This is a genomic window from Ruegeria sp. K5 (genome assembly GCF_056531805.1).
Genome location: NZ_JBQFML010000012.1, coordinates 1 through 23,477, shown reverse-complemented (window position 1 = coordinate 23,477; position 23,477 = coordinate 1). Strand labels below are relative to the sequence as shown.

Below are 23,477 nucleotides of genomic sequence, written 5' to 3'. Positions count from 1 at the left end.
TGACAGAAAGAGGTAGCCCATGACCCGAGCGTTAGTGACCGGAGCCGGTATCCGTCTGGGCCGCGCCATGGCGCTGTATCTGGCCGGGCGCGGGTATGATGTGGCTGTGCATTACGCGACGTCCGAAGGACCGGCGTCAGAGACCGTTGCGCAGGTTGAGGCCCTTGGCCGGAAAGCCGTTGCGCTGCAGGCTGATCTGCTGGATGAGACTCAGGTCACCGCCCTGCTGCCACGCGCGGCCGAGGCGCTGGGCGGGCCGATCACCTGTCTGGTGAACAATGCCTCGATCTTTGAATACGACAATATCAAAACCGCAACGCGCCAAAGCTGGGACCGGCACCTCGACAGCAACCTGCGCGCGCCCTTTGTTCTGACACAGGCGATGGCCGAGCAGGAATTGCAGCCCGAGACTGATGCGCAGGGTGAGCCTGTAGCGACCGGGCTGATCGTCAACATGGTCGATATGCGGGTGCGCAAGCTGACGCCCGAGTTCATGACCTACACCATCGCCAAGATGGGCCTGTGGGCATTGACCCGGACGGCGGCGCAGGCGCTGACGCCTTCGATCCGCGTCAATGCCATCGGGCCGGGGCCAACCATGCAAGGCCACCGCCAGTCCGAGGCGCATTTTCAGGCGCAGCGCGCCAACACCGTGTTGGAGCGCGGGGCGAATCCTTCGGATATCACGGCAGCTTTGGGTTATTTCCTGGATGCGCATGCGGTCACAGGACAGCTTTTGTGCGTGGATGGCGGGCAGCATCTTGGGTGGCAGACGCCGGATGTGCTGGGGGTAGAATAAGCAATTCCCGTGCAAGTTTTGCACCGCTCTCATTCGTGTTACCTGTCCGTTACAAAAATGTCTTTTTTTTCATGCACTTGCTAAGTGTTCAAAAAAATAACATTTAAAAACAATATGATATGGCATTGCCTATTTTTTGTGCAACTTGACGAAACAGCAAGGAAACAAGGAAAAATCCAGCCTCACGGAAACTTATCTTCACACTTATCCACAGAAACCGTGGATTTGTTTTCTCTTGAACTGAGACGCACAAGATTGCAGCCATTGTCAGGGAATCATATCTCAGGGCCATGACCTCCCACAGCGAATCAACTTCGGACACTCAGCCAACCGGCTATGCCTGCATTCAGCGTTACGTGAAAACGCTGGATAGCTCGCCCGGTGTGTATCGGATGCTGGATGGGGATAGTCGGGTTCTCTATGTGGGCAAGGCGCGGAATCTCAAGGCGCGGGTGTCGAATTACACGCGCCCCGGGCATTCGGGCCGGATCGAGAAGATGATCGCCGCGACCGCCTCGATGATGTTCCTGACCACACGGACCGAAACCGAGGCGCTGCTGCTGGAACAGAACCTGATCAAGCAGCTCAAGCCCAAGTACAACGTGCTGCTGCGGGATGACAAAAGTTTCCCGAACATTCTGGTCGCCAAGGATCATGCCTTTCCGCAGATCAAGAAACATCGCGGCGCGAAGAAAGAGAAGGGTGCCTATTTCGGGCCGTTTGCCAGTGCAGGCGCAGTGAACCGGACTCTGAACCAACTGCAAAAGGCATTTCTGTTGCGCAACTGCTCGGATTCCATGTTCGACAGCCGCACGCGGCCCTGTTTGCTGTATCAGATCAAGCGCTGTTCTGGGCCGTGCGTGGACCTGATCAGCGAGGCCGACTACCGCGAAAGCGTCAGGGATGCGGAACGCTTCCTGTCGGGGCGGTCCACCAAGGTGCAGGAGGAACTGGCCGAACAGATGATGGCCGCGTCCGAGGCGATGGAGTTCGAACGCGCCGCCGGTCTGCGCGACCGTATCCGGGCGCTGACGCAGGTGCAGACGTCTCAGGGCATCAACCCGCGCGGCGTGGCCGAGGCGGATGTGATCGGCCTGTACATGGATAGCGGGCAGGCCTGTGTTCAGGTGTTTTTTATCCGGGCCAACCAGAACTGGGGCAACAAGGATTTCTATCCGCGCGTGGGGGCCGATGTGTCGCCTGCTGAGGTGATGGAGGCCTTCCTTGGCCAGTTTTACGACAACAAGGAACCACCCCGGCAGTTGATCCTGTCGGATGGGATCGAAAACGCCGATCTGATGCAGCAGGCACTGACCGAGAAGGCAGGCCGCAAGGTAGAGATTCTGGTGCCTCAGCGCGGCGAGAAACAGGAACTGGTCGCCGGTGCCCTGCGCAACGCGCGTGAGTCACTGGCCCGGCGCATGTCGGAAAGCGCCACGCAGGCCAAGCTGTTGCGCGGCGTGGCCGAGGCGTTTGATCTGGACGGGCCTCCAGCGCGGATCGAGGTTTACGACAACTCTCACATTCAGGGCACCAACGCGGTGGGCGGCATGATCGTGGCTGGCCCCGAAGGTTACATGAAAAACGCCTATCGCAAGTTCAACATCCGCGGCGACGACCTGACCCCCGGCGATGACTTTGGCATGATGAAAGAGGTTCTGACCCGCCGTTTCACCCGCCTGCAAAAGGAAGACCCCGACCGCGACAAAGGGTTATGGCCCGATCTGCTGCTGATCGACGGCGGCGCGGGGCAGGTGAGCGCCGTGCATGAGATCATGGTCGAACATGGCGTCGAGGATATTCCGATGGTTGGCGTCGCCAAAGGTATCGACCGTGACCACGGCAAGGAAGAATTTCACCGCATCGGCCAGCGCCCCTTTGCGCTGAAACGCAACGACCCGGTGCTGTATTTCATTCAACGCCTGCGGGACGAGGCGCACCGGTTCGCCATCGGCACCCATCGCGCCAAACGGGCCAAGGCTGTGGGCGCGACCCCGCTGGACGAAATCCCCGGCGTGGGGGCGGCGCGCAAACGTGCCCTGCTGGCGCATTTCGGCAGCGCCAAGGCGGTCAGCCGGGCCAACCTGGCGGATCTTAAAGCGGTCGAGGGGATCTCAGCCGGGTTGGCGCAGAAGGTTTATGATTTCTTCCACGACAAGGGCTAAGTCCGCCGCCCGCGCCACAGGATATAGAGCCCCGAGGCGACGATCAGTGCGGAACCGATCCACATGGTCTGGTCCAGACGTTCTCCGAACATCACCACGCCCAACGCCACACCGAACAGCAGGCGAGAATAGCGGAACGGCGTGACGGCTGCGACCTCTCCGGTGCGCATGGCTTTCATCAGCGATGCATAGGCGATTGTTCCGAAAGCCACGGCTCCGGCAACGTGCAGGCTTGTGTTCAAATTCAGCGCTGCGACCGGGGCCTGTTCCCAAAAGCTGTAGGCAAACCCGGCGATGATTACGCAGGCAAAGCCATAAAAGCCCAGAACTTCGGTGCCCAGACTGGCCGGGGCCGCACGGCTGGCCAGATCGCGCCCGGCAAATCCCAACATGCCAAACACAGCCAGCAGAGACAGCAGCGTGAAACTCTCGCCGGTTGGTTGGATGATGATCACAACGCCGAGCAAACCGACGAGAATGGCGCTCCACCGTCGCCAGCCGACGGTTTCGCCAAACAACAGCGCGGCGCAGGCGACGACGACCAGCGGGGTGGCCTGCAGGATCACGGTGGCCGAGGACAAGGGGGTCAGCGTGAAGGCCAGTATGTAAAACAGGCGTCCCAATATCTCGAACACGGCGCGGATTTTCATCGCGGGCGACAGCACGTCGGGCTGCCATAACCGAGTGCCACGCGCAAACGCGACACTGGCAAAGATCACCGCACCGCCCGCACCGAACAGGACCAGGATCTGCCAGATCGGCAGCGTCTGGGCGGCAGCCTTCAACAGCGCGTCCTCAAGCGCGAAACACGCCATCGCGCCGATCATCCACGCGCTGCCCGTCAGGTTCGCACGCGCATCGGTTTGAATATTTGGGGTCATATGTCGCCCTTGGCCAAGTCACCCGCAATCTGACGCCATTCCGACCTGGGGCCAAGAGGCAATGCGGCCCCGCACCAAACCCGCAGCGCTTTGAACAACCGCCTGTGATTGGTGCAGTTTTTTGCGCGTTCGTCTTTTCTGTCCTGACCCGGCGATGTAGGGTCTGCGCATGAAGTGGAACTTGCCCAATATTCTGACCCTGCTGCGCCTGCTGGCGGCACCCGGTCTGGCCGTGATGTTTCTGTATTTCACCCGCCCCTACGCAGACTGGTTTGCCCTGATCCTGTTCATGTCGGCGGCGATTACGGACTGGTTCGATGGCTATCTGGCCCGCGCGTGGAAGCAGGAAACCAAGATCGGAGCGATGCTGGACCCGATTGCCGACAAGGCGATGGTGGTGATCGCGCTGATGATCCTTGTGGGATACTCGACCGAGCATTGGACCCCGTGGCTGGTGCTGCCCGCCACCGTGATCCTGTTTCGTGAGGTCTTTGTCTCGGGTCTGCGCGAATATCTGGGGGATGTGGCCGGGACGCTCAAGGTAACAAAGCTGGCAAAATGGAAGACCACGGCGCAGATGTTCGCCATTGCAATTCTGTTTTCGCAGGGGATCTTTGAACACTACTTTGTGATGGCTACGTTCGGCATGGACGCGCCGACCATCGATCAGGTTTTGACCGGCCAGATCGAGGATGTAAACAACATCGCCTGGACGTTGGAGGGCATGTATTGGTCGGGTCAGATCGGGTTGTGGCTGCTTTGGATCGCCGCGACTCTGACATTGATCACCGGCTACGACTACCTACGTAAAGCCATGCCCCATCTGAAGGAGAGCTAAGCGATGGACGTGCTGTATTTCGCCTGGGTGCGCGAACGCATCGGCCTGCCGAAAGAAAAGGTCGCGACCGAGGCTGCGACCGTGTCCGAGCTGGTCGCCGAGCTTAGCGCACGCGAAGATCGCTATGCCGCCGCCTTTGCCGATATCTCGGCTCTGCGCGTGGCGCTGGATCAGGAATTGTCCGACTTCGACGCCCCCTTGGCCGGGGTGCGCGAGGTGGCGTTTTTCCCGCCCATGACCGGTGGCTGAGATGCGGATCGCGGTTCAGGAAGCGCCATTTGATCTGGGGGCCGAGGCCAATGCTTTTGCTGCCGGTGACGACGCCAACGGCGCCATTGTGACCTTTACTGGGGTGGTGCGCGATCTGGCCTCGGGCGATCTGGATGTGATGGAGATTGAGCATTATCCGGGCATGACCGAACGCGCCCTGACCAAGATCGCGGAAGAGGCGCGCGCGCGCTGGTCATTGGGCGATGTGCTGGTGATTCACCGCCACGGACGGCTTGCTCCGGGCGATCGCATCATGATGGTCGCCACCGCCGCGCGGCACCGCAAGGATGCGTTCGAGGCGGCTGAGTTTCTGATGGACTACCTCAAATCCCGCGCGCCGTTCTGGAAGAAGGAAATCACCGACTCCGGCGCGGAATGGGTCGCCGCCAAGGATGAGGACGAAGACGCGCTGACCCGTTGGGATGGAACGTCGCAACTCTCTGAGTCTTGATGCGAAATTTCTGAATCAATGCAGCGTGACCCGACACGTAGCATTGGCCCGAACACCGTGTATTGCTGATCCAGTGTCGGCAGTGCGGGACCAAGTTGTCGTTAAACCCACACGCGCCAATGTCAGCTTCAAGAATGTGCTGGTCACGAAACACTCGGAAATAGCAGTGTTGCGGATCAACGAGCGGGAGTGGTGGCCGAGCGTCAGAAGAAGCCGCCAGTGCCGTCGGACGGGGCTTCTCGCGATTGGTGAGGTACTGGCTAGGGCGAAGGACAAACAGGAGCGTCGAGAGGCACGGTAGAGGGGTCTTGACCTGCGCCACGTGCCAGAACGTCAAGCTGTAATTCCAAGGTCTGCTAGTAGCTTACCAATTTTCTCAGCGAAGCCCCACAACACATTCACGGACTTTATCCGCTCCTCGATTCCTTTGAGAACGCTTCCGATCACAGGTTTAGAACGCTTTCCGGCGATCTGCTCCGACAGGGTCCCGAGCAGTTCGCCTACCTCGTGCTTTTCCTCTTTCGTGATCTCATCGGAATCGACCACAGCTTGCGCGAAGTCTTTGATGGTGTGACCCAGCTCCTCAGCGTCACTTCCTTCCGTGATCGTTATAACTGCATTGATCTTCGCTAGGTCACCAGTGTTCAAAACGCCCACGGATGAATTTGAGATGGTGATATGGTTGTTTGTCATGGGGCGGCTCATTGCTTGGGATAGCGCGCTAACCGGGATTCTACCACCTCCCAGAGGAATGCCCGTCACCATGTCCATTTCATCCATGGCATGGTTCATCATAGCAGCGTTCATCAGGAAGCCACGGTAATTGTTTTCTTGCAGGATCGCATTGCAGGACAGGCACAGATACAGCCCGTTATCGTATTCGTAGAGCGCTGGCCGTTCACATTGACCACATTTCATAGGTTCACTTTATCCTAAGCCAGTGAGGCCGTCATCAACCACTCGATACAGGTGAGTAAGTCGCGCTACTGTATTTCTGCGTGCAATGTTGTTCGAGACCAGCTCTGGTTTTTGATCATAGCGCGAAAAACCGACGTTCGTTGTTGCCGCAGCATCTGACACCTAGGGCTTATAGCCGACACTTCCTAAAGAGCGCCGTACAGATCAGTACTCCTGTACCTAATCTCTTTGCTCCAAGGATGTTTGACTGGCGCACATCTCTGATGTTGAGCGCTCGCCTTGCTATTGATCCAACTATTACGGTTGAGTCAGGTTCGTGTGACGGTCAACAGCTGGCAAGCGCGAAGGTCTCAATTCTGAGGAAACTCCTAATCCGCGTTGTTGATGCGTCCGCGCAGTTCTTCGGCCTCTTGCCGGGCGGCGCGCAGGCCGTCCATGGCGGCGGCGAGTTCCGCTTCGGTCTGGGTCAGCTGGTTGGTCAGTTCGGCTTCGCGCTGTTGCAGGTAGGTGATCGCCTGATCGCGGGTTTCTTCGGCCTCGTGCAGCTCCTGGCTCATCCGGTCCAGATCGGCCACGTCGCTTTGACGCACGCGGGACAGGCGGTGGGCCAGCCAGTTGGCGAACCAGCCCATGCAGAAGGCCGCGAACAGGATGACGGCGGTGGCGATGATGAATTCGGTTCTGTTCACTCTATTGATCCTCTGCATCCGCATCCGGTGCGGTCGTGTCGGTCTGGTCCGGCTCGGTCGCGCCGGTTTCCAGCGCTTCAAGCCCGGTTTCGGTGTTTTCGACCGGTTCCGGGCGGATCAGGCGGAACTCGATCCGGCGGTTTTCCTCGCGGCCCGCTTCGCTGTCATTGTCGGCGATGGGCTGCGTTTCCCCATACCCGACGGCGGTATAGCTTGAGGTCGGAATCCGCCGCCCGCGCAATTCGTTCAGGATGGATTGCGCGCGCGCCTGGCTGAGTTGCTGGTTCATTTCTTCGCGGCCCTGACTGTCGGTATGGCCCTGGATTTCCAATCGGATCGGGCCGCATTCGCGCAGGATATCGGCGATCTGGTTCACCGCATCGCGCGAGTCCGCCGCGATTGTGGCCGAGCCGGGCTCGAACGCAATTTTGCTGGCTTTCTGTACCTCGGCAATCCGTTCCTCGCACAGCTCGGGATCGGGCAGGGCGTCCTCAGGTTCCGGCGGCGGTACATAGGTGATCGACAGGGTGAAATCCTGCGCTTCGCCCAATTTCTCGGACAACATCCCGGCGATGCGGGCCTTGGCGTCTTCGTCATGGCTGTTGCCGCTCAGGTCCACTGATTCCGGCGTCACGGTCAAAGCGCCGTTTTGCAGAAGCGAAAGCGCCTCAAGCCCGGCCAGAACACGGACAGGCCAGTCTGCGGGCAGATCAGGAACGACGCGGGTGGCTGTATAAACCTGTTCCGACCCAAAGGCGGCGCGAGCATAGCTGTCGGCCATGTCCCGCAGGGTTTCATCGCCCACGCGCCCGCGCAATTGCACCAGTCCTTCGGGGCTGCGTGTGGCTGAAAACTCAATCGGGCCTGTGGGTTCTTCGTCCTCGGGCTCGGGCAGTACGGCGTGCAGGGCGAAGACCTCGGGCAGGGCGTTTTCCAGTTCGCCCACCACACGGTCAAACAGGGCGGGATTGGTTCCTTGCGCGGCAATCAGGGTGATATCTGCATCGGACAGGGTGATCGATCCCTGCCCAATCTCGGCCAGCGCCTTGATGCCAAGGGTCGCCGCGTCTGCCCAACGGGGCGACGGCACACCCAGACCGATGGTGCAGGTATATGTCGTGCTCAGACCGGCCTGCTGCGCGGCGGCAATGATCTGATCCCGCGCCTCTTCATCCTGGGCCGAGCAGGCGTCAAACTGGCCACCATCCGCGCCGATCAGGTAACGCAGGGTGAACGGAGTGATGACGGGGCGCGGGGCCGAGATCGACAGGCCGATGCGCAGGCTGGGCGGCGCGGCGCGGGTCAGGTCCTGTTCCAGCTGTTCTTTTTCGGCCTGGCTGTCGGCAATGGCGGTCACTTTCACCAACCCCGGGCTAGCCGAGATCTTTGCACGCGGCAGGCGCGACAGGGCGCTGACCGCATAGGCGATCGCCTCATCCCAACCATCGGGTTTCGGGTAGTCGGCAGTTTCCATCAGATCCGCAACAGGGGCCGCGCGATCCAGATCGCTAAGCCTGTCGACAAGGTCATCGCGGCTTTCGCTGGCCGGGAACAGGCCAATGACCGAGATGCCGCTGTCATTGCGCAGAATCTCGACCGAAAAGCGCGGCGCGGCCAGCGCGGTGGTGGCGGTGACCTCCATCTCGTCGATGACGCGCGAGGTATCGACCTCGGTTCCCGCAGCGGTCAGGGCATTGAACCGTGTGGCCTCGTCCGGTGCGATGCCGGTCAGCACCACGCGCAGCCCGTCTGACTGAACTTCGGCCCAGTCATGGCCCTTCAGGTCCAGGGCTCGCCGCACAGCAAATTCCGAGCTTTCCTCGATCTTGGTGACGGCAAAACCGGCCGCCAGCAGTGACACCCCTGCGGATACAAGAAAGATCAGGGACACGGACAGAAAATACGGCAGACGCATGTGCGGGCTAGTGACTCCTCAGGCGTTTGGGCGGACTCTTACAGACCCCGGCCCGCAGGTGCAATCAGAGCAGCAGCGCGACGCAGAGGAAGATCAGCGGAATAAGGCCGGTGTCGCGGTTCGACTGGAACAATTGCAGCAGCTTGGCATTGTTTTCCAGATCCAGACCGCGCAATTGCCACATCATGTGCCAGCCCATCGCCCATGGACCGCCAAGGGCGATAACCAGCACCAGAGTCGACCTTCCGGGAACCAGCGCGTCGATGATCGCCAGTCCCATCAGCGAAACGGTGGCGGCCAGAAAATATTTGAGCCATTTTGCCGTATCGGTCCCGAACAGCCGCGCGGTGGATTTAATGCCGACCAGTTCGTCATCCTCGGCGTCCTGATGGGCGTAGATGGTGTCATAAAACAGCGTCCACGCGATACCCGCCAGATACAGGGTGATTGCGGGCCAGCCCACTGATCCGGTATGCGCAGCCCAGGCCAGCAGCGCGCCCCAGTTAAAGGCCAGCCCCAGAAACACCTGCGGCCACCATGTAAAGCGCTTGGCAAACGGATAGATCGCCACCGGCAGCAGCGACAGCACTCCCATCGCAATTGCCGCCTGATTGAAGCTGAGCAGGATGCCCAACGCCAGCAGACATTGCAGGATCATCCAGCCCATCGCCTGCCGCACCGTGACCTGACCTGCGGGCAGGGGGCGGGACCGCGTGCGTTCGACCTGCGCGTCGAACTCTCGGTCGGTGATGTCGTTCCAGGTGCACCCCGCCCCGCGCATCAGGAACGCGCCCAGCGCGCATCCGATGGCGATCCACAGATCCTCCAACCGCGCTTGCCCGTCATGCAGGATGGCCAGCGCCAGACCCCACCAGCAGGGAATCAGCAAAAGCCATGTTCCAATGGGCCGGTCCGCGCGGCTGAGCCGCAGGTAGGGGCGCGCGAAAGCGGGGGCATAGGTGTCGACCCAGTTGCCGGATACGGCATCGGCGACCTGACCATCTGGTGTTGGGGCATTGCCTTGCATATGTAAGGTCTCATGAGTGCGAAGATCAGACTGTATGTAGAGCAGCCCCTGGGTCAGGGGCAATCGGTTGAATTGACGCGCGAGCAGGCGCATTACCTGTTCGGCGTCATGCGCCTGTCGGTTGGCGGTCCTGTGGCGTTGTTCAACAGCAAGGATGGCGAATGGCTGGCCGAGGTTGCCGAGGCCGGAAAGCGCGGTGGTGTTCTGACCTGTCAGCGGCAGACCAAGCCGCTGCAATTGCCGCCCGATCTGTGGTTTCTGTTTGCGCCGATCAAAAAGGCCCGCACGGACTTCATCGTTGAAAAAGCAGCGGAAATGGGCGCGGCGCGGATTGTGCCCGTTCAGACCGAGTTCACCAATTCCGAACGCATCCGACAGGACCGTTTGCAGGCCCATGCGGTCGAGGCTGCCGAACAGTGTGGCGGTACTTTTGTGCCCGAGGTTGCCGATCTGCAGCGACTGGATCGTGTACTGGACGCGTGGCCCGAGGGGCGTCAGTTGATGTTCTGCAATGAGGCCGAGGTCGGCTCGGCCCTGCGTCTGGCGGCCCAGGAAAAAGGTCAGCCATGGGCCATTCTGGTGGGTCCCGAGGGTGGGTTTTCGAACAAGGAACGCGCGCGCCTGACAGCGTTGCCCTTTGCGCATGTGGTCAGTCTTGGCCCTCGTATCCTGCGCGCGGATACAGCGGCGGTTGCGGCGTTGACAATGTGGCAGCAGGCGTTGGGGGATTGGAGCTAGAATAAAATTATGAAAACACATTATCGAGACTGGCTGGTTTCCGAAGGATATGCGGAAAATACCTGTGTTGCTCAAATTCATCGGGTTCAAAAAGTCGAAGAGCATTACGGTTCGTTGGACGAAGCGTCTGACCACGGGACATTGAGCGATATCGTTACGGCTTTGAGTTATTCGTCTGCGGATCAGCGGAGCGGTAAAGATAACCCGTCGAAGATTCCCATCAACGGCAATTTGCGAAATGGGTTGCAATCTTACAAGAACGCGGTTCAGCGCTACGCACGCTTCCTGCGCGAAAATGAGCCTGACAGCAGATTGACGAAACCGAATGACGCCAGAGAGTCTATCGGAATGCAAGCACCCGAGAGACAGCGGTTTGCGCTAGAGCGGGATATGCAATCGGCGATACGGCAAGAAATCTCGTTGCTTGACGCCGGCCTTGAAATTGTTGACGACGGGGCCGAGCGGGCTGTGACCTCGGGCTTCATCGATATTCTGTGCCGAGATACGGACGAGAAGCTGGTCGTTGTAGAGTTGAAGGCTGGCAAGACGGATTCAAAGGTTGTCGCTCAAATCTTGGGATACATGGGTGATTTGGTGGAAGAGGGCGAAGACTCGATCCGGGGTATTATCGTTGCACATGAATTCGACAAACGCACTTTGTCTGCATCAAAGGCTGTCCCCAATTTGAAACTGGTCCGTTACTCGGTCTCGTTTACGTTCGAGGCTTTGTCATGAGCTTTATCCGACCCGAAGCAAAACAGGCCCTTTGGCGCTGGCGCGAAGTGTTGGTGGCCGGGTTTGTCCTGATCCTCGGCCTCAGTTGGATTAGCGGGCCCGGTGGATTGCTGGGCTGGCTCGGCTGGGTGCTTGTGGCCGTCGCGGTGGCGCTGGCGGTGATCGGGGTACAGCGCGGGCGGTTCCGGACCGGGTCGGGCGGGCAGGGTGTTGTCACCGTCGACGAAGGTCAGATCAACTACTTTGGCCCGCTGGACGGTGGCATGGTCGCCACGCGCGAGATTGAGCGGCTGGCGCTCGACCCGACCTCGACCCCGGCGCATTGGGTGCTGGAACAACCGGGCCAGCCTCTGCTTCACATTCCTGTGAATGCCGAAGGGGCCGAGGCGCTGTTCGATGTCTTCTCGGCCCTGCCGGGATTGAAAACCGAACAAATGCTGGCGGAGTTGAACGGTGGCGCGAGCCATCCGGTGGTGATCTGGGAACGCACCCCCTTACGGCCCGCGCATCTCAGGCTGCATTGACACCGGCGCGGTTTGCCCCCACGACTGACCAACCAGACAGACACATCAGGATCGGAGCGCGATTCATGTCCATCCCCCAGTCCGGCGGCGGACCGATCGAACGTCATGAGCAATTGGCCGAATACCTGGAATCGGGCTGCAAGCCCAAGCAGGATTGGCGCATCGGCACCGAGCATGAAAAGTTCGGCTATTGCAAGGACACCCTGAAGCCGCTGCCATTCGAAGGCACTCGGTCTATCGTGGCGGTGCTGGAGGGTCTGCGGGATCGGCACGGCTGGGCCGAGGTGCGCGAAGGCGGCAAGCTGATCGGTTTGGAGAAAGACGGGGCGAATGTCAGCCTCGAACCCGGTGGCGCGCTGGAGCTGTCGGGGGCACCGTTGGAAACGATCCACGAGACCTGCGACGAGGTGAACACCCACCTGCGCGAGGTAAAGGACATCGCTGACGAGATCGGCGTAGGTTTTATCGGTCTGGGCGCGGCTCCGTTCTGGACCCATGATGAGATGCCGCTGATGCCCAAGGGCCGCTATCGGCTGATGAACGACTATATGGAGAAGGTCGGCACCATGGGCCGCGCCATGATGCGGCGCACCTGCACCGTTCAGGTCAATATCGACTTCGGGTCCGAGGCCGACATGGTGCAGAAACTGCGCGTGGCGCTGGCGTTGCAGCCGGTGGCAACGGCGCTGTTCGCCAACTCTCCGTTCTTCGAGGGCAAGCCCAACGGCCAGAAAAGCTGGCGCAGCTATATCTGGCGGCATCTCGATGATGCGCGTACGGGCATGTTGCCCTTCGTGTTCGAAGACGGGTTCGGGTTCGAGCGCTACGTGCAATATGCGCTCGATGTGCCGATGTATTTTGTCTATCGCGACGGTCAGTATGTGAATGCTCTGGGCATGTCCTTCCGTGACTTCCTGCAAGGCAAGCTGCCCGCATTGCCGGGCGAAACACCGACCCTGTCCGATTGGGCCGACCATCTGACCACCGCCTTCCCCGAAGCGCGGATCAAGAAATTCATGGAGATGCGCGGCGCTGATGGCGGCCCGTGGCGCAGGCTTTGTGCGCTGCCTGCCTTTTGGGTTGGTCTGACCTACGATCAGGGCGCGCTGGATGCAGCCTGGGATCTGGTCAAGGGCTGGGATGCCGAAACCCGCGAAGCGCTGCGTGTTGAGGCCGCCAAGGACGGGCTGCAAGCGCGGGTCGGCAACATCAACATGCACGATCTGGCGCGCGAGGTCGTGGCGATCTCGGAATCCGGGCTGAAATCCCGCGCCTTCCCCGGCGCAGGCGGTCTGGTGCCGGACGAAACCCATTTCCTGAATGCGCTGAAAGACAGTATCGAAACCGGCAAGGTTCCGGCAGATGAATTGCTGGATCACTATAACGGCGACTGGAACGGCGATCTGACGCGGGTGTTCCCGCAGTACAGCTACTGACACCGACCTAACACGCCGAGCAGCCCACCTTACCCCTTTGGTGAGGTGGCGTGCGCGTCGTAAGCTGCCGTGTGGTAACGCAAATTGTGATCGCCTGTGGATTGAAGGCGTTCATCGTTCGTGAATACAAGCGTCCTAGTAATTGCGACGACCTTTCCCCAAAGGATGCCCTGAATGCCCCGCATCAGCGAATTGCACTACGCCGACCCGTTTGTCGTTTCCTCCGGCGTGAATGAGTTTGTCGAAGTTGCGCTGGGCGCGTCGGAAGATCCGGCAGATTTCACCGTTTCGCTTTACAACAGCGACGGCACCGTCGGGTTAGAGATCGCGCTGACCGATCCCGGCGTCGTAGTGACAACCGACCCGGACAACAATGAGCAGGTCTTTGTCATCTCGGCGGATAACTTCACCTTCCTGCTGACCGACCCCGATGCGCCTGTTCCGGTGAACGATACGATCTTCGAAGCGGTCGCATTGACCAACACAAGCACCAATGAGGTCATCGACTTCTATGACATCGGCAACGGCACGCAGAATATCACCGCAATCGATGGGCTGGCTGCGGGGGCGACGTCCGAAAATCTGGTTGTTCTGACGGGTCCCGGCTCGACCACCACATCCTTGCAGTTCAACCAGCCCAACCCGAACACGCTGGTTCACGCCGATGTTTCGCCCGGTGACAGTGGTGCCGCCTGTTTCACGGCGGGCACGTTGGTGGATACGCCACACGGGCCCCGCCGTATCGAAACGCTTGAAGCGGGGGACCTGGTGAACACCGTTGATAACGGCCCGCTTCCGATCAGCTGGATCGGGGGCAGCACGGTGTCCGGGCGCGGTCGCTTTGCCCCGATCCGGATCAGCGCCGGAACACTGGGGGCCAAGGATGACGTTCTGATTTCACCCCAGCACCAGGTTCTGATCACCGGCTGGCAAGCTCAGCTTCTGTTTGGCGAGCATGAGGTGCTGGTTCCCGCCAAGGCGCTGGTCAATGGCGCGACCGTGACGGCCGTGCCCTGCGATATCGTGCGCTACATCCATATGATGTTCGACCGCCACCAATTGGTGACCACCAGCGGTCTGGTGTCCGAAAGCTTCTTTCCCGGGCAAGAGGGGTTGGATGGCTTGGGCGGTGACGCCACGGATGAGATCCTGACCCTGTTCCCCAACCTGCGCGACTGCCCCGAAACCTATGGCGAGACCGCGCGCCCGGTGCGGCAGAACAGAACCACCGCTTTGCTGCGCTGCGCCTGATTGCCCGGCCCCTCTTGCTTTCACGGTCCGCTGTGATAGCAGAGCCTGAACAGCAGTCAGGGGCCAAGGTCAGGAAGCGTCATGGACGATCTCAAGGCAAAATATCTGGGTCAGATCGCCGAAGCAGGCGACGAGAACACGCTCGAGTCGATCCGCGTCGCCGCCGTCGGCAAAAAGGGCGAGGTCGCGCTGAAGATGCGCGAACTGGGCAAGATGACCCCCGAGGAACGCCAGGTCGCAGGCCCCGCGCTGAATGCGCTGAAGGATGAGATCAACTCGGCCCTGTCCGCCAAGAAAGCAGCACTTGCCGATGCCGCGCTGGATGAGCGTCTGCGCACCGAATGGCTGGACGTCACCCTGCCGACCCGCGCGCGCCGTCAGGGCTCGATCCACCCGATCAGCCAGGCGACCGAGGAACTGACCGCGATCTTTGCCGAGCTGGGTTTCTCGGTGGCCGAAGGGCCGCGGATCGAGACCGACTGGTATAATTTCGACGCCCTGAACATCCCCGGCCACCACCCCGCGCGGGCCGAGATGGACACGTTCTATATGCACCGTGCCGAGGGCGACAACCGCCCGCCGCATGTGCTGCGCACCCATACCTCGCCGGTGCAGATCCGCTCGATGGAGAAGCAGGGCGCGCCGATCCGCGTGATCTGTCCGGGCGGCGTGTACCGCGCCGACTATGACCAGACCCACACGCCGATGTTCCATCAGGTCGAGGGGCTGGCGATTGATAAAGACATCTCGATGGCGAACCTGAAATGGGTTCTGGAAGAGTTCGTGAAGGCGTTCTTCGAGGTCGACGATGTCGAACTCCGCTTCCGCGCCTCGCATTTCCCCTTCACCGAACCCTCGGCCGAGGTCGATATCCGCTGTTCCTGGGATAACGGTCAGCTGAAGATCGGCGAGGGCGACGACTGGATGGAGATTCTGGGCTCGGGCATGGTCCACCCCAAGGTGATCGCTGCGGGTGGGATCGATCCCGAGGTCTATCAGGGCTTTGCCTTCGGGATCGGGATCGACCGTCTGGCGATGCTGAAATACGGCATTCCGGATTTGCGCGCGTTCTTTGACAGCGATCTGCGGTGGCTGCGCCACTACGGGTTTGCGGCGCTGGATATGCCGAACCTACATGGTGGTTTGTCTCGGTGATCTATCACTTTCTGAGCGTCAATCGCGGAAGGTACTTGTGCCGGGAGCATGGGTCGTTTTGCGATAGTTCTGATGGTTATACGACAAATTGCCCGCTATGTTCTGCCGAGAGCAAATGTACTTGGGAAGTAAACCGAGTTGACCGCTCGTTGCAGATTCTTGGAAATGTACAAGCTCGATCACAAAGAGGTTTGGCGGTCGCGTCTGGGCTCCTTGGGGCTGCAAGTTTGGTTGGTTTGGCTGAAAAGATCACCGGATTGGGGATGCTCAAAAGCAGTGATCTTTTTGCACCCGGCCTATTGGTTGGGCTTTCTACACTTTTGATTGCGATCTGGCTCTACTTGCTTTCGATGAAGCACATGGATGTGACGGTTGATGGGCGATTTGAAAAACTCGAATTGAGCCAATGGGAGAAAAAGATCACTGGGTTCATCGGGCATGTTGAGCGACTACAAACCTACGCCACTTATTTTCTCGGTGCTGCGATACTAACCTTTTCGTTAAGTCTTATTGTGCCGCCTGTTTGGGTTGAACTTGTAACCTATTGGCACAGGATAAATGGAAACATGGGTTTCTGAGTGCTGTTGCGCGGAGTAAAGGCCGATAGGCCGCCGCGCCATCGCCAGACCGCCCGCACGGGCTGGCGATTTGTCTCCGTCAGCGCTCCATTTGAACGACGCACGGATTTGGCCAACATAAACTGCCCAACATAACCGTTGGATCGCCATCCCGCGGTCTGGCGATGGCGCGGCTTGTTACAGGCTCGCACGGGGTTGTGACGTGACATGGCGCGCGGGCCGGGTAGGGTCGGGCGCATGATCTATCGACTACTCTGCCTTCTGTTGCTGACCGCCACCCAAGCCGCTGCTGTGGAGGCCTGCCATGGCGATATCGCCTGTCAGGTCGGCGATCGCTCGTATCATGTGCTGGAGCCGGACGGGTGGGATGGCGAAACGCCTCTGCCGGTGCTGCTGCATTTCCACGGCTGGGCGCGGCAGGGAACCGTGGTGGTGAACCATCAACGCATCGCCGGGGCGACCAAGCTGCGCGGCGTGTTGCTGGTTGCGCCCAACGGGTTGGGTAAAAGCTGGGATTTCTGGACCTCGGACACCGACGACGTACCCTTTGCCGACCGGGTGCTTCAGGACGTCGCCAAACGCTATCCGGTTGATCCCGAACGCATCTATGTCTCGGGCTATTCCTTTGGCGGCGCGATGGCGTGGCGTTTTGCCTGCCAGTCGGGTGACGACATCGCCGCGCTGCTGGGGGTGGCCGGAACCATCCGTCAGACCGAAGACTGCCCGCAGGCCCCGCGCCAGGTGCGCCATGTGCATGGGACGGGTGACACGGTGATGGATTTCCCGTTTGGGCCGGGCGGCGACACCACCTATCCGGTGGCGCTGTGGCGGCAGAAATACGGCTGTGACACCGCCACTCCGACCGGGGATTGGAGCGTGGTGCCGATCCTGACGCTCAGCCGCGTGGAATGGACCGATTGCGCGAAAGGCCATGTGGTGCTGGACACCCATCCCGGCGGCCATTTCATCCCGCATGGCTGGATCGGGCGGCAGTTGGATGAGATTTTGGGCCGCACCCCCAGCTATCCGTGACGCGCAGCGCTTGCACCCCGGCGTATTCTTTGCCATTGCCTGTGCCAAACGGATGTTTGCCCAAGAAGGCCGCTTGCAATGAAATTCACTCTGTCCTGGCTGAAAGACCACCTCGACACTGACGCTTCGGTTGATGAGATCGCCGAGGCGCTGACCGATCTTGGCCTTGAGGTCGAAGAGATCGTGAACCCGGCGGATCGGCTGGCAGGCTTTACGCTGGGCTATGTGAAACATGCCGAGAAACACCCCGACGCCGACAAGCTGCGCGTCTGCAAGGTGGACACGGATGAGGGTGAGTTGCAGATCATCTGCGGTGCCCCCAACGCGCGCGAAGGCATCACCGTCGTGGTCTGCAAACCGGGCATGTATATCCCCGGTCTGGACCTGACCATCAGCGTCGGCAAGATCCGTGGCGTTGAAAGCTTTGGCATGATGGCCTCGGAACGTGAGTTGGAGCTGTCGGACGAGCATGACGGCATCATCGAGCTGCCCTCGGGCGAGGTCGGAGACCGGTTCGTCGACTGGCTGGCCGAGAATGAGCCGTCCAAGGTCGATACGATGATCGAGATCGCGATCACTCCGAACCGCCCCGATGCGCTGGGGGTCGAGGGGATTGCCCGCGATCTGGCCGCGCGCGGGATCGGGACGCTGAAACAGCGGGACTACACGCCGGTGCCCGGCGATTTCGACAGCCCGATCAAGGTGACGATTGACGATGACACGCTGGATGGTGCGCCGCATTTCACCGGGCGTCTGATCCGTGGCGTCAAGAACGGCCCTAGCCCGCAGTGGTTGCAGGACCAGTTGAAGGCGATCGGGCTGCGTCCGATCTCGGCCCTGGTGGATATCACCAACTATATGACCTTCGACCACAACCGCCCGCTGCACGTGTTCGACGCTGACAAGGTACAGGGCAACCTGCGGGTGCATCGCGCCAAAGGCGGCGAAAAGCTGGTGGCGCTGGATGAGAAAGAATACACGCTGCAGCCGGGCATGATGGTGATCTCGGATGACAAGGGCGCGGAGTCCATCGCCGGTATCATGGGCGGTGAGGAAACCGGCTGTACCGAAGAGACTGTGAACGTCTTTCTGGAAAGCGCGTTCTGGGATCATGTGCAGATCGCTCTGACCGGGCGGGCGCTTAAGATCAACTCGGATGCGCGCTATCGGTTCGAACGTGGTGTTGACCCGGACTACACGCTGGAAGGGTTGGAACACGCGACGCAGATGATTCTGGATATCTGCGGTGGCGAGGCGTCGAACGTGGTTCAGGCGGGCAAAGCGCCGAACCACGCGCGGGCCTACAAGCTGGATGCGGCGCGGGTGCAGTCTCTGGTCGGGATGGACATCGCCGAGAGCGAGCAGCGCCAGACCCTGACCCGCCTGGGCTTCCGCCTTGAGGGCGAGATGGCGCATGTGCCCAGCTGGCGGCCCGACATCATGGGCGAGGCCGATCTGGTGGAAGAGGTCGCGCGGATTGCATCCCTGACCAAGCTGCAGGGCAAGCCGCTGCCGCGCGTGACCGATGGTATCCCCAAGCCGGTGATGACCCCGGGACAGCGTCGCCAGTCAATGGCGCGTCGCACCTGCGCTGCGCTGGGCTATAACGAATGCGTCTCGTACACGTTCATCGATCAGGCCTCGGCGGCGCTGTTTGGTGGTGGCGATGATGCGACGCAGTTGGAAAACCCGATCTCGTCCGAGATGAGCCATATGCGCCCCGATCTGCTGCCCGGTCTGTTGCAGGCCGCTGCCCGCAATCAGGCACGTGGTTACGCAGATGTGGCCCTGTTCGAGGTTGGTCCGGTCTTCCATGACGGCGAGCCCGGCGATCAGAAAACCCAGATCACTGGCCTGCTGGTCGGTCGTAGCGGGCCCAAGGACGTGCACGGAGCCTCGCGCCCGGTGGACGTATTCGACGCCAAGGCGGATGCCGAGGCGGTGCTGGCCGCCATTGGCGCGCCCGCCAAGGTGCAGGTTCTGCGCGATGGCGATGCCTGGTGGCATCCGGGCCGTCACGGCAAGATCTGTCTGGGGCCAAAAAAGGTATTGGGCGTCTTTGGTGAACTGCACCCGCGCGTGTTGCAGGCGATGGACATCAAGGGCCCGGCGATGGCCTTTACCATCTGGCCGGATGAGGTGCCGCTGCCGCGCAAATCCGGTGCCACCCGTGCAGCCCTTGAACTGCGTGACCTGCAAGCGGTCGAGCGCGACTTTGCCTTTGTCGTGGATGAAGGCGTCGAGGCGCTGACGCTGGTGAACGCCGCAGCAGGTGCGGACAAGGCGCTGATCGAGGATGTGCGCGTCTTTGACGAATTCATCGGCGGCAGTTTGGGTGAGGGTAAGAAATCGCTGGCCATCACCGTGCGTTTGCAGCCGACGGATGCAACGCTGAAGGAGAAAGACATCGAAGCGGTGGCCGAAAAGATCATCGCCAAGGTCACCAAGGCCACAGGCGGCGTTCTGCGCGGCTGATCGCCCCCGACATGATCCGACAAAAGCGCGCCATCCGGCGCGCTTTTTTGTTGTGGCGAAACGGCAACACCTGAAAGCGCCTCGAAACAAAGGGTTGAGCAGAATCACCCTCGGCCCCTACATCCGGCCCCCTGACGCAATCAAACTTCGGAGTCTGCCAGATGCCAGATCCCAGCCCTGCGCAAGCGATACCCCATATCTGATTGCCCGCCGGTTCTTCGGCGGGTGTGTTTCCCGTTGGAGAGCTGTCATGAAACGCCAAGACATCTCGATGATTCGGCAGATTCTGCCGCAAGAGATGCCCTTTCCTTACTATCCCGACCGGCAGAGCCCATGGTTGCTTGGCCAGGTCATGGATGCCGAGGCCCCGGTCTCGACCCTGAAACAATCGGGACTGTCCCGTTTGCTGTCACGCCCGCTGTTGGCACCGATGATTGCACAGTGCGGTGGCGTCCTGCGGCGGCATGATGTGCTGGCGGTGGCCCATGCGGACCGTGCGATGCGGTTTGACGGGCTGAGCCCGGCTGCGCTGTCGGGGCTGGAGGTTTCCTATCAATCCCAGTGGATGGATTTCTGCCTCAGCTTCGACTGCTGGTCTGGCGAGCAGACTACGCGCAAGGCGCATAACCTTGTCGTGCAGTTGGGGTTCCCGACCGAACATGCCGCGCTGCTGTGGAAATACGAACAGCGCTGTGCTGTTGGTGCATATCAAAGCTGCTGGCACCCGATCCGGACCGAAGGTCGTCCGACCCTTGCCTGGTGCCGTCTGGACGTCGATCTGACCAGCGGCCATTGCCTGATTGAAGAGGTTCAATCGGACTGGTTGCGCTTTGTCGGCCGTGCGCGGCAACGGTTGGAAAACCGCGCGCCACGCTCGCGCGAATTGCGGCTGACCTCGGAATATGAGCAGGCGCTGCGGCGGAAATACGCGAAAATCTGGGCCGAGGTGATGATGCTGGCGGTTCTGATGCTGCTGCGCGAGGAATTTGCCGTGCGCACCGTCTGGATGCATCAGCCCGGTCCGGGCGCAAAGCTGAAGGCGATCACCTGGGGCCGGATGCCGCCGCGGTCGATCTACACCAAACTGCCCCGCAGTTTCGGGTTCGAACCGACGCGCGAAACTCCGCCCTTTTTGGGCAGCAAGCAACGCAGTGCGGCCCGCAAGGTGGCTCGGAACGATCAGCCGGTGTTCTGGCGCTTGTCGTTCTGAGCGACCCCTTGGGTTGCGCGCCCTTTCGAACTAGGGTCGCAGCAAGAAATCAAAGGAGGCACCCATGGGCCTGAATGTCTATCTTTCCGGAGAAATCCACACCGATTGGCGTGAGCAAATCATTGAAGGGGCGCAGGGGCTGGATGTCACGTTCAACAGCCCGGTCACAGATCATGCCGCCAGCGATGATTGCGGGGTCGCCATTCTTGGGGCCGAGCCGAACAAGTATTGGCATGACCACAAGGGCGCAATGGTCAACGCCATCCGCACCCGCAAGGGCATCGCGGATGCCGATGTGGTCGTGGTACGGTTTGGCGACAAGTACAAACAGTGGAACGCGGCCTTTGACGCGGGCTATGCCGCCGCGCTGGGCAAGTCACTGATCGTGCTGCACGGCCCCGATCACCAACATGCCCTGAAAGAGGTCGATGCCGCCGCCCTGGCGGTTGCGGAAGACCCCCGACAGGTGGTGGAGATCCTGCGCTATGTCCTGACCGGCAAGCTGCCGGGCTAAGGTGAAACAACTGGTGGATGCCTGTGACGGGCATCCACCAGTTGCGTTCACTTAGTCACGGGCAGGCGTAACCAGTCCTTTTTGCACCGCAGGTCGGTCCAGAAACCGATCCAGATAGGGCGCGAGATGGGCGTGGTCATCCCATCCCAACAGCTCTTTGGCGCCGTAGAAGTCCAACCCGCGCAGCCAGGGTGCGATGGCGATATCGGCAATCGAGTACTCACCGGCAATCCAGTCCTGCCCGTCCAGCTGCGTGTTCAGCACATTCAGCAGGCGCTTGGCTTCGTTCACATAACGCTCGCGCGGGCGGGGGTCTTCGATCTCGCTGCCAGCAAATTTGTAGAAATATCCAAGCTGTCCAAACATCGGGCCGATGCCGCCCATCTGGAACATCAGCCATTGGGTGACGCGATGCTTGTCCGCTGCGGTTTGTCCGATGAACTGGCCGGTTTTCTCGGCCAGATACAGCAGGATCGCACCGCTTTCGAACAGACCCAAGGGTTCGCCATCGGGGCCGTTGGGGTCGATGATCGCAGGGATCTTGTTGTTGGGGTTCAGCGACAGGAACGCGGGGCTTTTCACGTCGGCATCGGCCAGAGTGACCTTGTGCGCCTCATACGGCAGGCCGGTTTCTTCCAGCATGATCGACGCCTTGACGCCGTTTGGTGTGGGAAAGGAATAGAGTTGGATTCTGTCAGGGAACTGCGCAGGCCAACGGGTCATGATCGGGTGTGTTTCGGCATCCAGCATTGAGGGGGCTCCTGTTTTGGATATCGTCAAACCTAGGCAGCACAGCGCGATCTTGAAAGCCCCTGCCTGTGTGCAACGCCGGTCAGTACCTGTTTGCTGGTGAACAACGGGGAAATCCCGCGCAACTCGCACCTAGACCAAAACGCGGTTTTGCCTCACAATTTGGCCAATCCCGCGCATAAGACGCGGGTTTCTTGTTGGACAAAGGAGATGCGCGTGGATGAGGTCGTAACACAGGTGGGTGCATTTGCGCCTGTGATCATGAACGCGGTGAAGGCACTGATCGTTCTGATCATCGGTTGGATTGTTGCAGGTATGATTGCTGGCGTCGTGCGGCGTCGGATCAACGCGACCCCGCATATTGACCCGACGCTTGGCAATTTCATGGCCAGCCTGGTCAAATGGGCCATTCTTGCGATGGTCCTGGTGGCTGTGCTGGGGATTTTCGGGATCGAAGCCACAAGCATCGTCGCCATTCTGGGTGCTGCATCGCTGGCGATTGGTCTGGCGCTGCAAGGGACACTCAGCGATCTGGCCGCAGGCGTGATGCTGGTGGTGTTCCGGCCCTATAAGCTGGGCCAATACGTGGATATTGGCGGAACAGCCGGAACGGTCAAAGACCTGAACCTGTTCACGACCGAGTTGGTGACGCCGGACAATGTGCAGATCATCGTACCAAACGGGCAAGCCTGGGGGTCTGTGATCACCAACTACTCGGCCCATGACACGCGCCGCGTCGATCTGATCTTTGGCATCGACTACGGTGACAGCGCGGATGAGGCGATGAAGATCATTCTGGACGTTGCGAACGCGGATGAGCGCATTCACAAGGACCCGGAACCCTGGGTGCGTGTCACCAATCTGGGTGACAGTTCTGTTGACCTGACGGCGCGCCTGTGGTGCGCGGCGGCAGATTACTGGGATGTGAAGTTCGAACTGACCAAGACGATCAAGGAAGCCTTCGACGCCAAGGGCGTGTCGATCCCCTATCCGCATTCGGTGGAGATCCAGAAACAGGGCTAAGGCCTCCCGCCTGTCGTTCGGGCATTCAAAATGCCCTCTTCCCGTTGGGCCCGGCGCAGCACAATCGTTCGGGGCCTTTTTTTTTTTTTGGGAACGTACAGCA

The 23,477-nt window shown here is 60.3% G+C and carries 23 protein-coding genes; 17 read left to right on the top strand and 6 right to left on the bottom strand.

The features are described 5' to 3' along the window. The first annotated feature begins 19 nt into the window (after positions 1-19). Positions 20-799, top strand: a complete 780-nt coding sequence (locus ACR0MO_RS19725) for an SDR family oxidoreductase (RefSeq protein ID WP_170737339.1) — start codon at positions 20-22, stop codon at positions 797-799. Positions 800-1,089: 290 nt separating this feature from the next. Further along, positions 1,090-2,964: an excinuclease ABC subunit UvrC gene (uvrC, locus tag ACR0MO_RS19720; protein ID WP_170522068.1), complete on the top strand. Its 1,875-nt coding sequence runs from the start codon at positions 1,090-1,092 to the stop codon at positions 2,962-2,964. Here uvrC and ACR0MO_RS19715 read toward each other — a convergent pair. Next, entirely contained in the window at positions 2,961-3,845 is an 885-nt protein-coding gene (locus tag ACR0MO_RS19715) for a DMT family transporter (RefSeq protein WP_170522070.1), read from the bottom strand. The genes uvrC and ACR0MO_RS19715 overlap by 4 nt on opposite strands. A 169-nt stretch (positions 3,846-4,014) precedes the next feature. Here ACR0MO_RS19715 and pgsA point away from each other — a divergent pair, with 169 nt between their 5' ends. The 3 genes from pgsA to ACR0MO_RS19700 are packed head-to-tail and all read left to right on the top strand — an operon-like array spanning position 4,015 to position 5,404. After that, positions 4,015-4,683: a CDP-diacylglycerol--glycerol-3-phosphate 3-phosphatidyltransferase gene (pgsA, locus tag ACR0MO_RS19710; protein ID WP_170453227.1), complete on the top strand. Its 669-nt coding sequence runs from the start codon at positions 4,015-4,017 to the stop codon at positions 4,681-4,683. Positions 4,684-4,686: 3 nt separating this feature from the next. Next, positions 4,687-4,932, top strand: a complete 246-nt coding sequence (gene moaD / locus ACR0MO_RS19705; protein WP_170522072.1) for a molybdopterin converting factor subunit 1 — start codon at positions 4,687-4,689, stop codon at positions 4,930-4,932. Position 4,933: 1 nt separating this feature from the next. After that, positions 4,934-5,404, top strand: a complete 471-nt coding sequence (locus ACR0MO_RS19700) for a molybdopterin synthase catalytic subunit (RefSeq protein WP_170453225.1) — start codon at positions 4,934-4,936, stop codon at positions 5,402-5,404. Between the two features lie 333 nt (positions 5,405-5,737). Here ACR0MO_RS19700 and ACR0MO_RS19695 read toward each other — a convergent pair whose 3' ends face one another. From ACR0MO_RS19695 to ubiA, 4 genes are all read right to left on the bottom strand, one after another. Then, positions 5,738-6,322 carry a hypothetical protein gene (locus ACR0MO_RS19695; RefSeq protein ID WP_170624134.1) on the bottom strand — a complete coding sequence of 195 codons (585 nt, stop codon included), beginning with the start codon at positions 6,320-6,322 and terminating at the stop codon, positions 5,738-5,740. A gap of 368 nt (positions 6,323-6,690) precedes the next feature. Further along, positions 6,691-7,011: a prefoldin domain-containing protein gene (locus ACR0MO_RS19690; RefSeq protein WP_170453223.1), complete on the bottom strand. Its 321-nt coding sequence runs from the start codon at positions 7,009-7,011 to the stop codon at positions 6,691-6,693. A 1-nt stretch (position 7,012) separates the two neighbouring features. Further along, entirely contained in the window at positions 7,013-8,926 is a 1,914-nt protein-coding gene (locus tag ACR0MO_RS19685) for an OmpA family protein (protein ID WP_480893000.1), read from the bottom strand. Positions 8,927-8,990: 64 nt separating this feature from the next. Next, complete coding sequence (gene ubiA / locus ACR0MO_RS19680; protein WP_170453221.1) at positions 8,991-9,953, bottom strand: 4-hydroxybenzoate octaprenyltransferase; 963 nt, start codon at positions 9,951-9,953, stop codon at positions 8,991-8,993. A gap of 12 nt (positions 9,954-9,965) precedes the next feature. On the opposite strand from ubiA, the gene ACR0MO_RS19675 reads away from it, so the two are divergent. The 11 genes from ACR0MO_RS19675 to ACR0MO_RS19625 all read left to right on the top strand — a co-directional run bounded on the left by ACR0MO_RS19675 (position 9,966) and on the right by ACR0MO_RS19625 (position 21,601). After that, positions 9,966-10,691: a 16S rRNA (uracil(1498)-N(3))-methyltransferase gene (locus ACR0MO_RS19675; RefSeq protein ID WP_480892998.1), complete on the top strand. Its 726-nt coding sequence runs from the start codon at positions 9,966-9,968 to the stop codon at positions 10,689-10,691. A 9-nt stretch (positions 10,692-10,700) separates the two neighbouring features. Then, positions 10,701-11,426 carry an endonuclease NucS domain-containing protein gene (locus tag ACR0MO_RS19670; RefSeq protein ID WP_480892996.1) on the top strand — a complete coding sequence of 242 codons (726 nt, stop codon included), beginning with the start codon at positions 10,701-10,703 and terminating at the stop codon, positions 11,424-11,426. Further along, a complete protein-coding gene (locus tag ACR0MO_RS19665; RefSeq protein WP_480892994.1) occupies positions 11,423-11,950 on the top strand; it encodes a hypothetical protein in 528 nt (175 codons plus the stop codon). The genes ACR0MO_RS19670 and ACR0MO_RS19665 overlap by 4 nt, the downstream gene beginning before the upstream one ends. Positions 11,951-12,015: 65 nt before the next feature. Next, complete coding sequence (locus ACR0MO_RS19660; protein ID WP_480892993.1) at positions 12,016-13,386, top strand: glutamate--cysteine ligase; 1,371 nt, start codon at positions 12,016-12,018, stop codon at positions 13,384-13,386. Positions 13,387-13,560: 174 nt separating this feature from the next. After that, a complete protein-coding gene (locus tag ACR0MO_RS19655) occupies positions 13,561-14,637 on the top strand; it encodes a Hint domain-containing protein (RefSeq protein WP_480892991.1) in 1,077 nt (358 codons plus the stop codon). Between the two features lie 81 nt (positions 14,638-14,718). Then, positions 14,719-15,792 (top strand): phenylalanine--tRNA ligase subunit alpha, encoded by a 1,074-nt coding sequence (gene pheS / locus ACR0MO_RS19650; RefSeq protein ID WP_170453215.1) that lies wholly within the window; start codon positions 14,719-14,721, stop codon positions 15,790-15,792. A 149-nt stretch (positions 15,793-15,941) separates the two neighbouring features. Continuing rightward, the gene (locus ACR0MO_RS19645; protein WP_480892989.1) at positions 15,942-16,370 is read left to right on the top strand and encodes a hypothetical protein; all 429 of its coding nucleotides are present in this window, start codon (positions 15,942-15,944) and stop codon (positions 16,368-16,370) included. A gap of 237 nt (positions 16,371-16,607) precedes the next feature. Beyond that, positions 16,608-17,402 (top strand): alpha/beta hydrolase family protein, encoded by a 795-nt coding sequence (locus ACR0MO_RS19640; RefSeq protein ID WP_170453213.1) that lies wholly within the window; start codon positions 16,608-16,610, stop codon positions 17,400-17,402. Between the two features lie 78 nt (positions 17,403-17,480). Continuing rightward, positions 17,481-19,877: a phenylalanine--tRNA ligase subunit beta gene (gene pheT, locus ACR0MO_RS19635; RefSeq protein WP_170624113.1), complete on the top strand. Its 2,397-nt coding sequence runs from the start codon at positions 17,481-17,483 to the stop codon at positions 19,875-19,877. Between the two features lie 250 nt (positions 19,878-20,127). Next, positions 20,128-21,087 carry a hypothetical protein gene (locus ACR0MO_RS19630; protein WP_480892986.1) on the top strand — a complete coding sequence of 320 codons (960 nt, stop codon included), beginning with the start codon at positions 20,128-20,130 and terminating at the stop codon, positions 21,085-21,087. A 64-nt stretch (positions 21,088-21,151) separates the two neighbouring features. Then, a complete protein-coding gene (locus ACR0MO_RS19625; RefSeq protein ID WP_170453210.1) occupies positions 21,152-21,601 on the top strand; it encodes a YtoQ family protein in 450 nt (149 codons plus the stop codon). Between the two features lie 51 nt (positions 21,602-21,652). Here ACR0MO_RS19625 and ACR0MO_RS19620 read toward each other — a convergent pair whose 3' ends face one another. Further along, a complete protein-coding gene (locus ACR0MO_RS19620; protein ID WP_170522116.1) occupies positions 21,653-22,351 on the bottom strand; it encodes a glutathione S-transferase N-terminal domain-containing protein in 699 nt (232 codons plus the stop codon). 216 nt (positions 22,352-22,567) lie between these two features. Between ACR0MO_RS19620 and ACR0MO_RS19615 the strand changes: the two genes are divergently transcribed. Continuing rightward, a complete protein-coding gene (locus ACR0MO_RS19615) occupies positions 22,568-23,374 on the top strand; it encodes a mechanosensitive ion channel family protein (RefSeq protein WP_480892984.1) in 807 nt (268 codons plus the stop codon). Positions 23,375-23,477 lie beyond the last annotated feature (103 nt).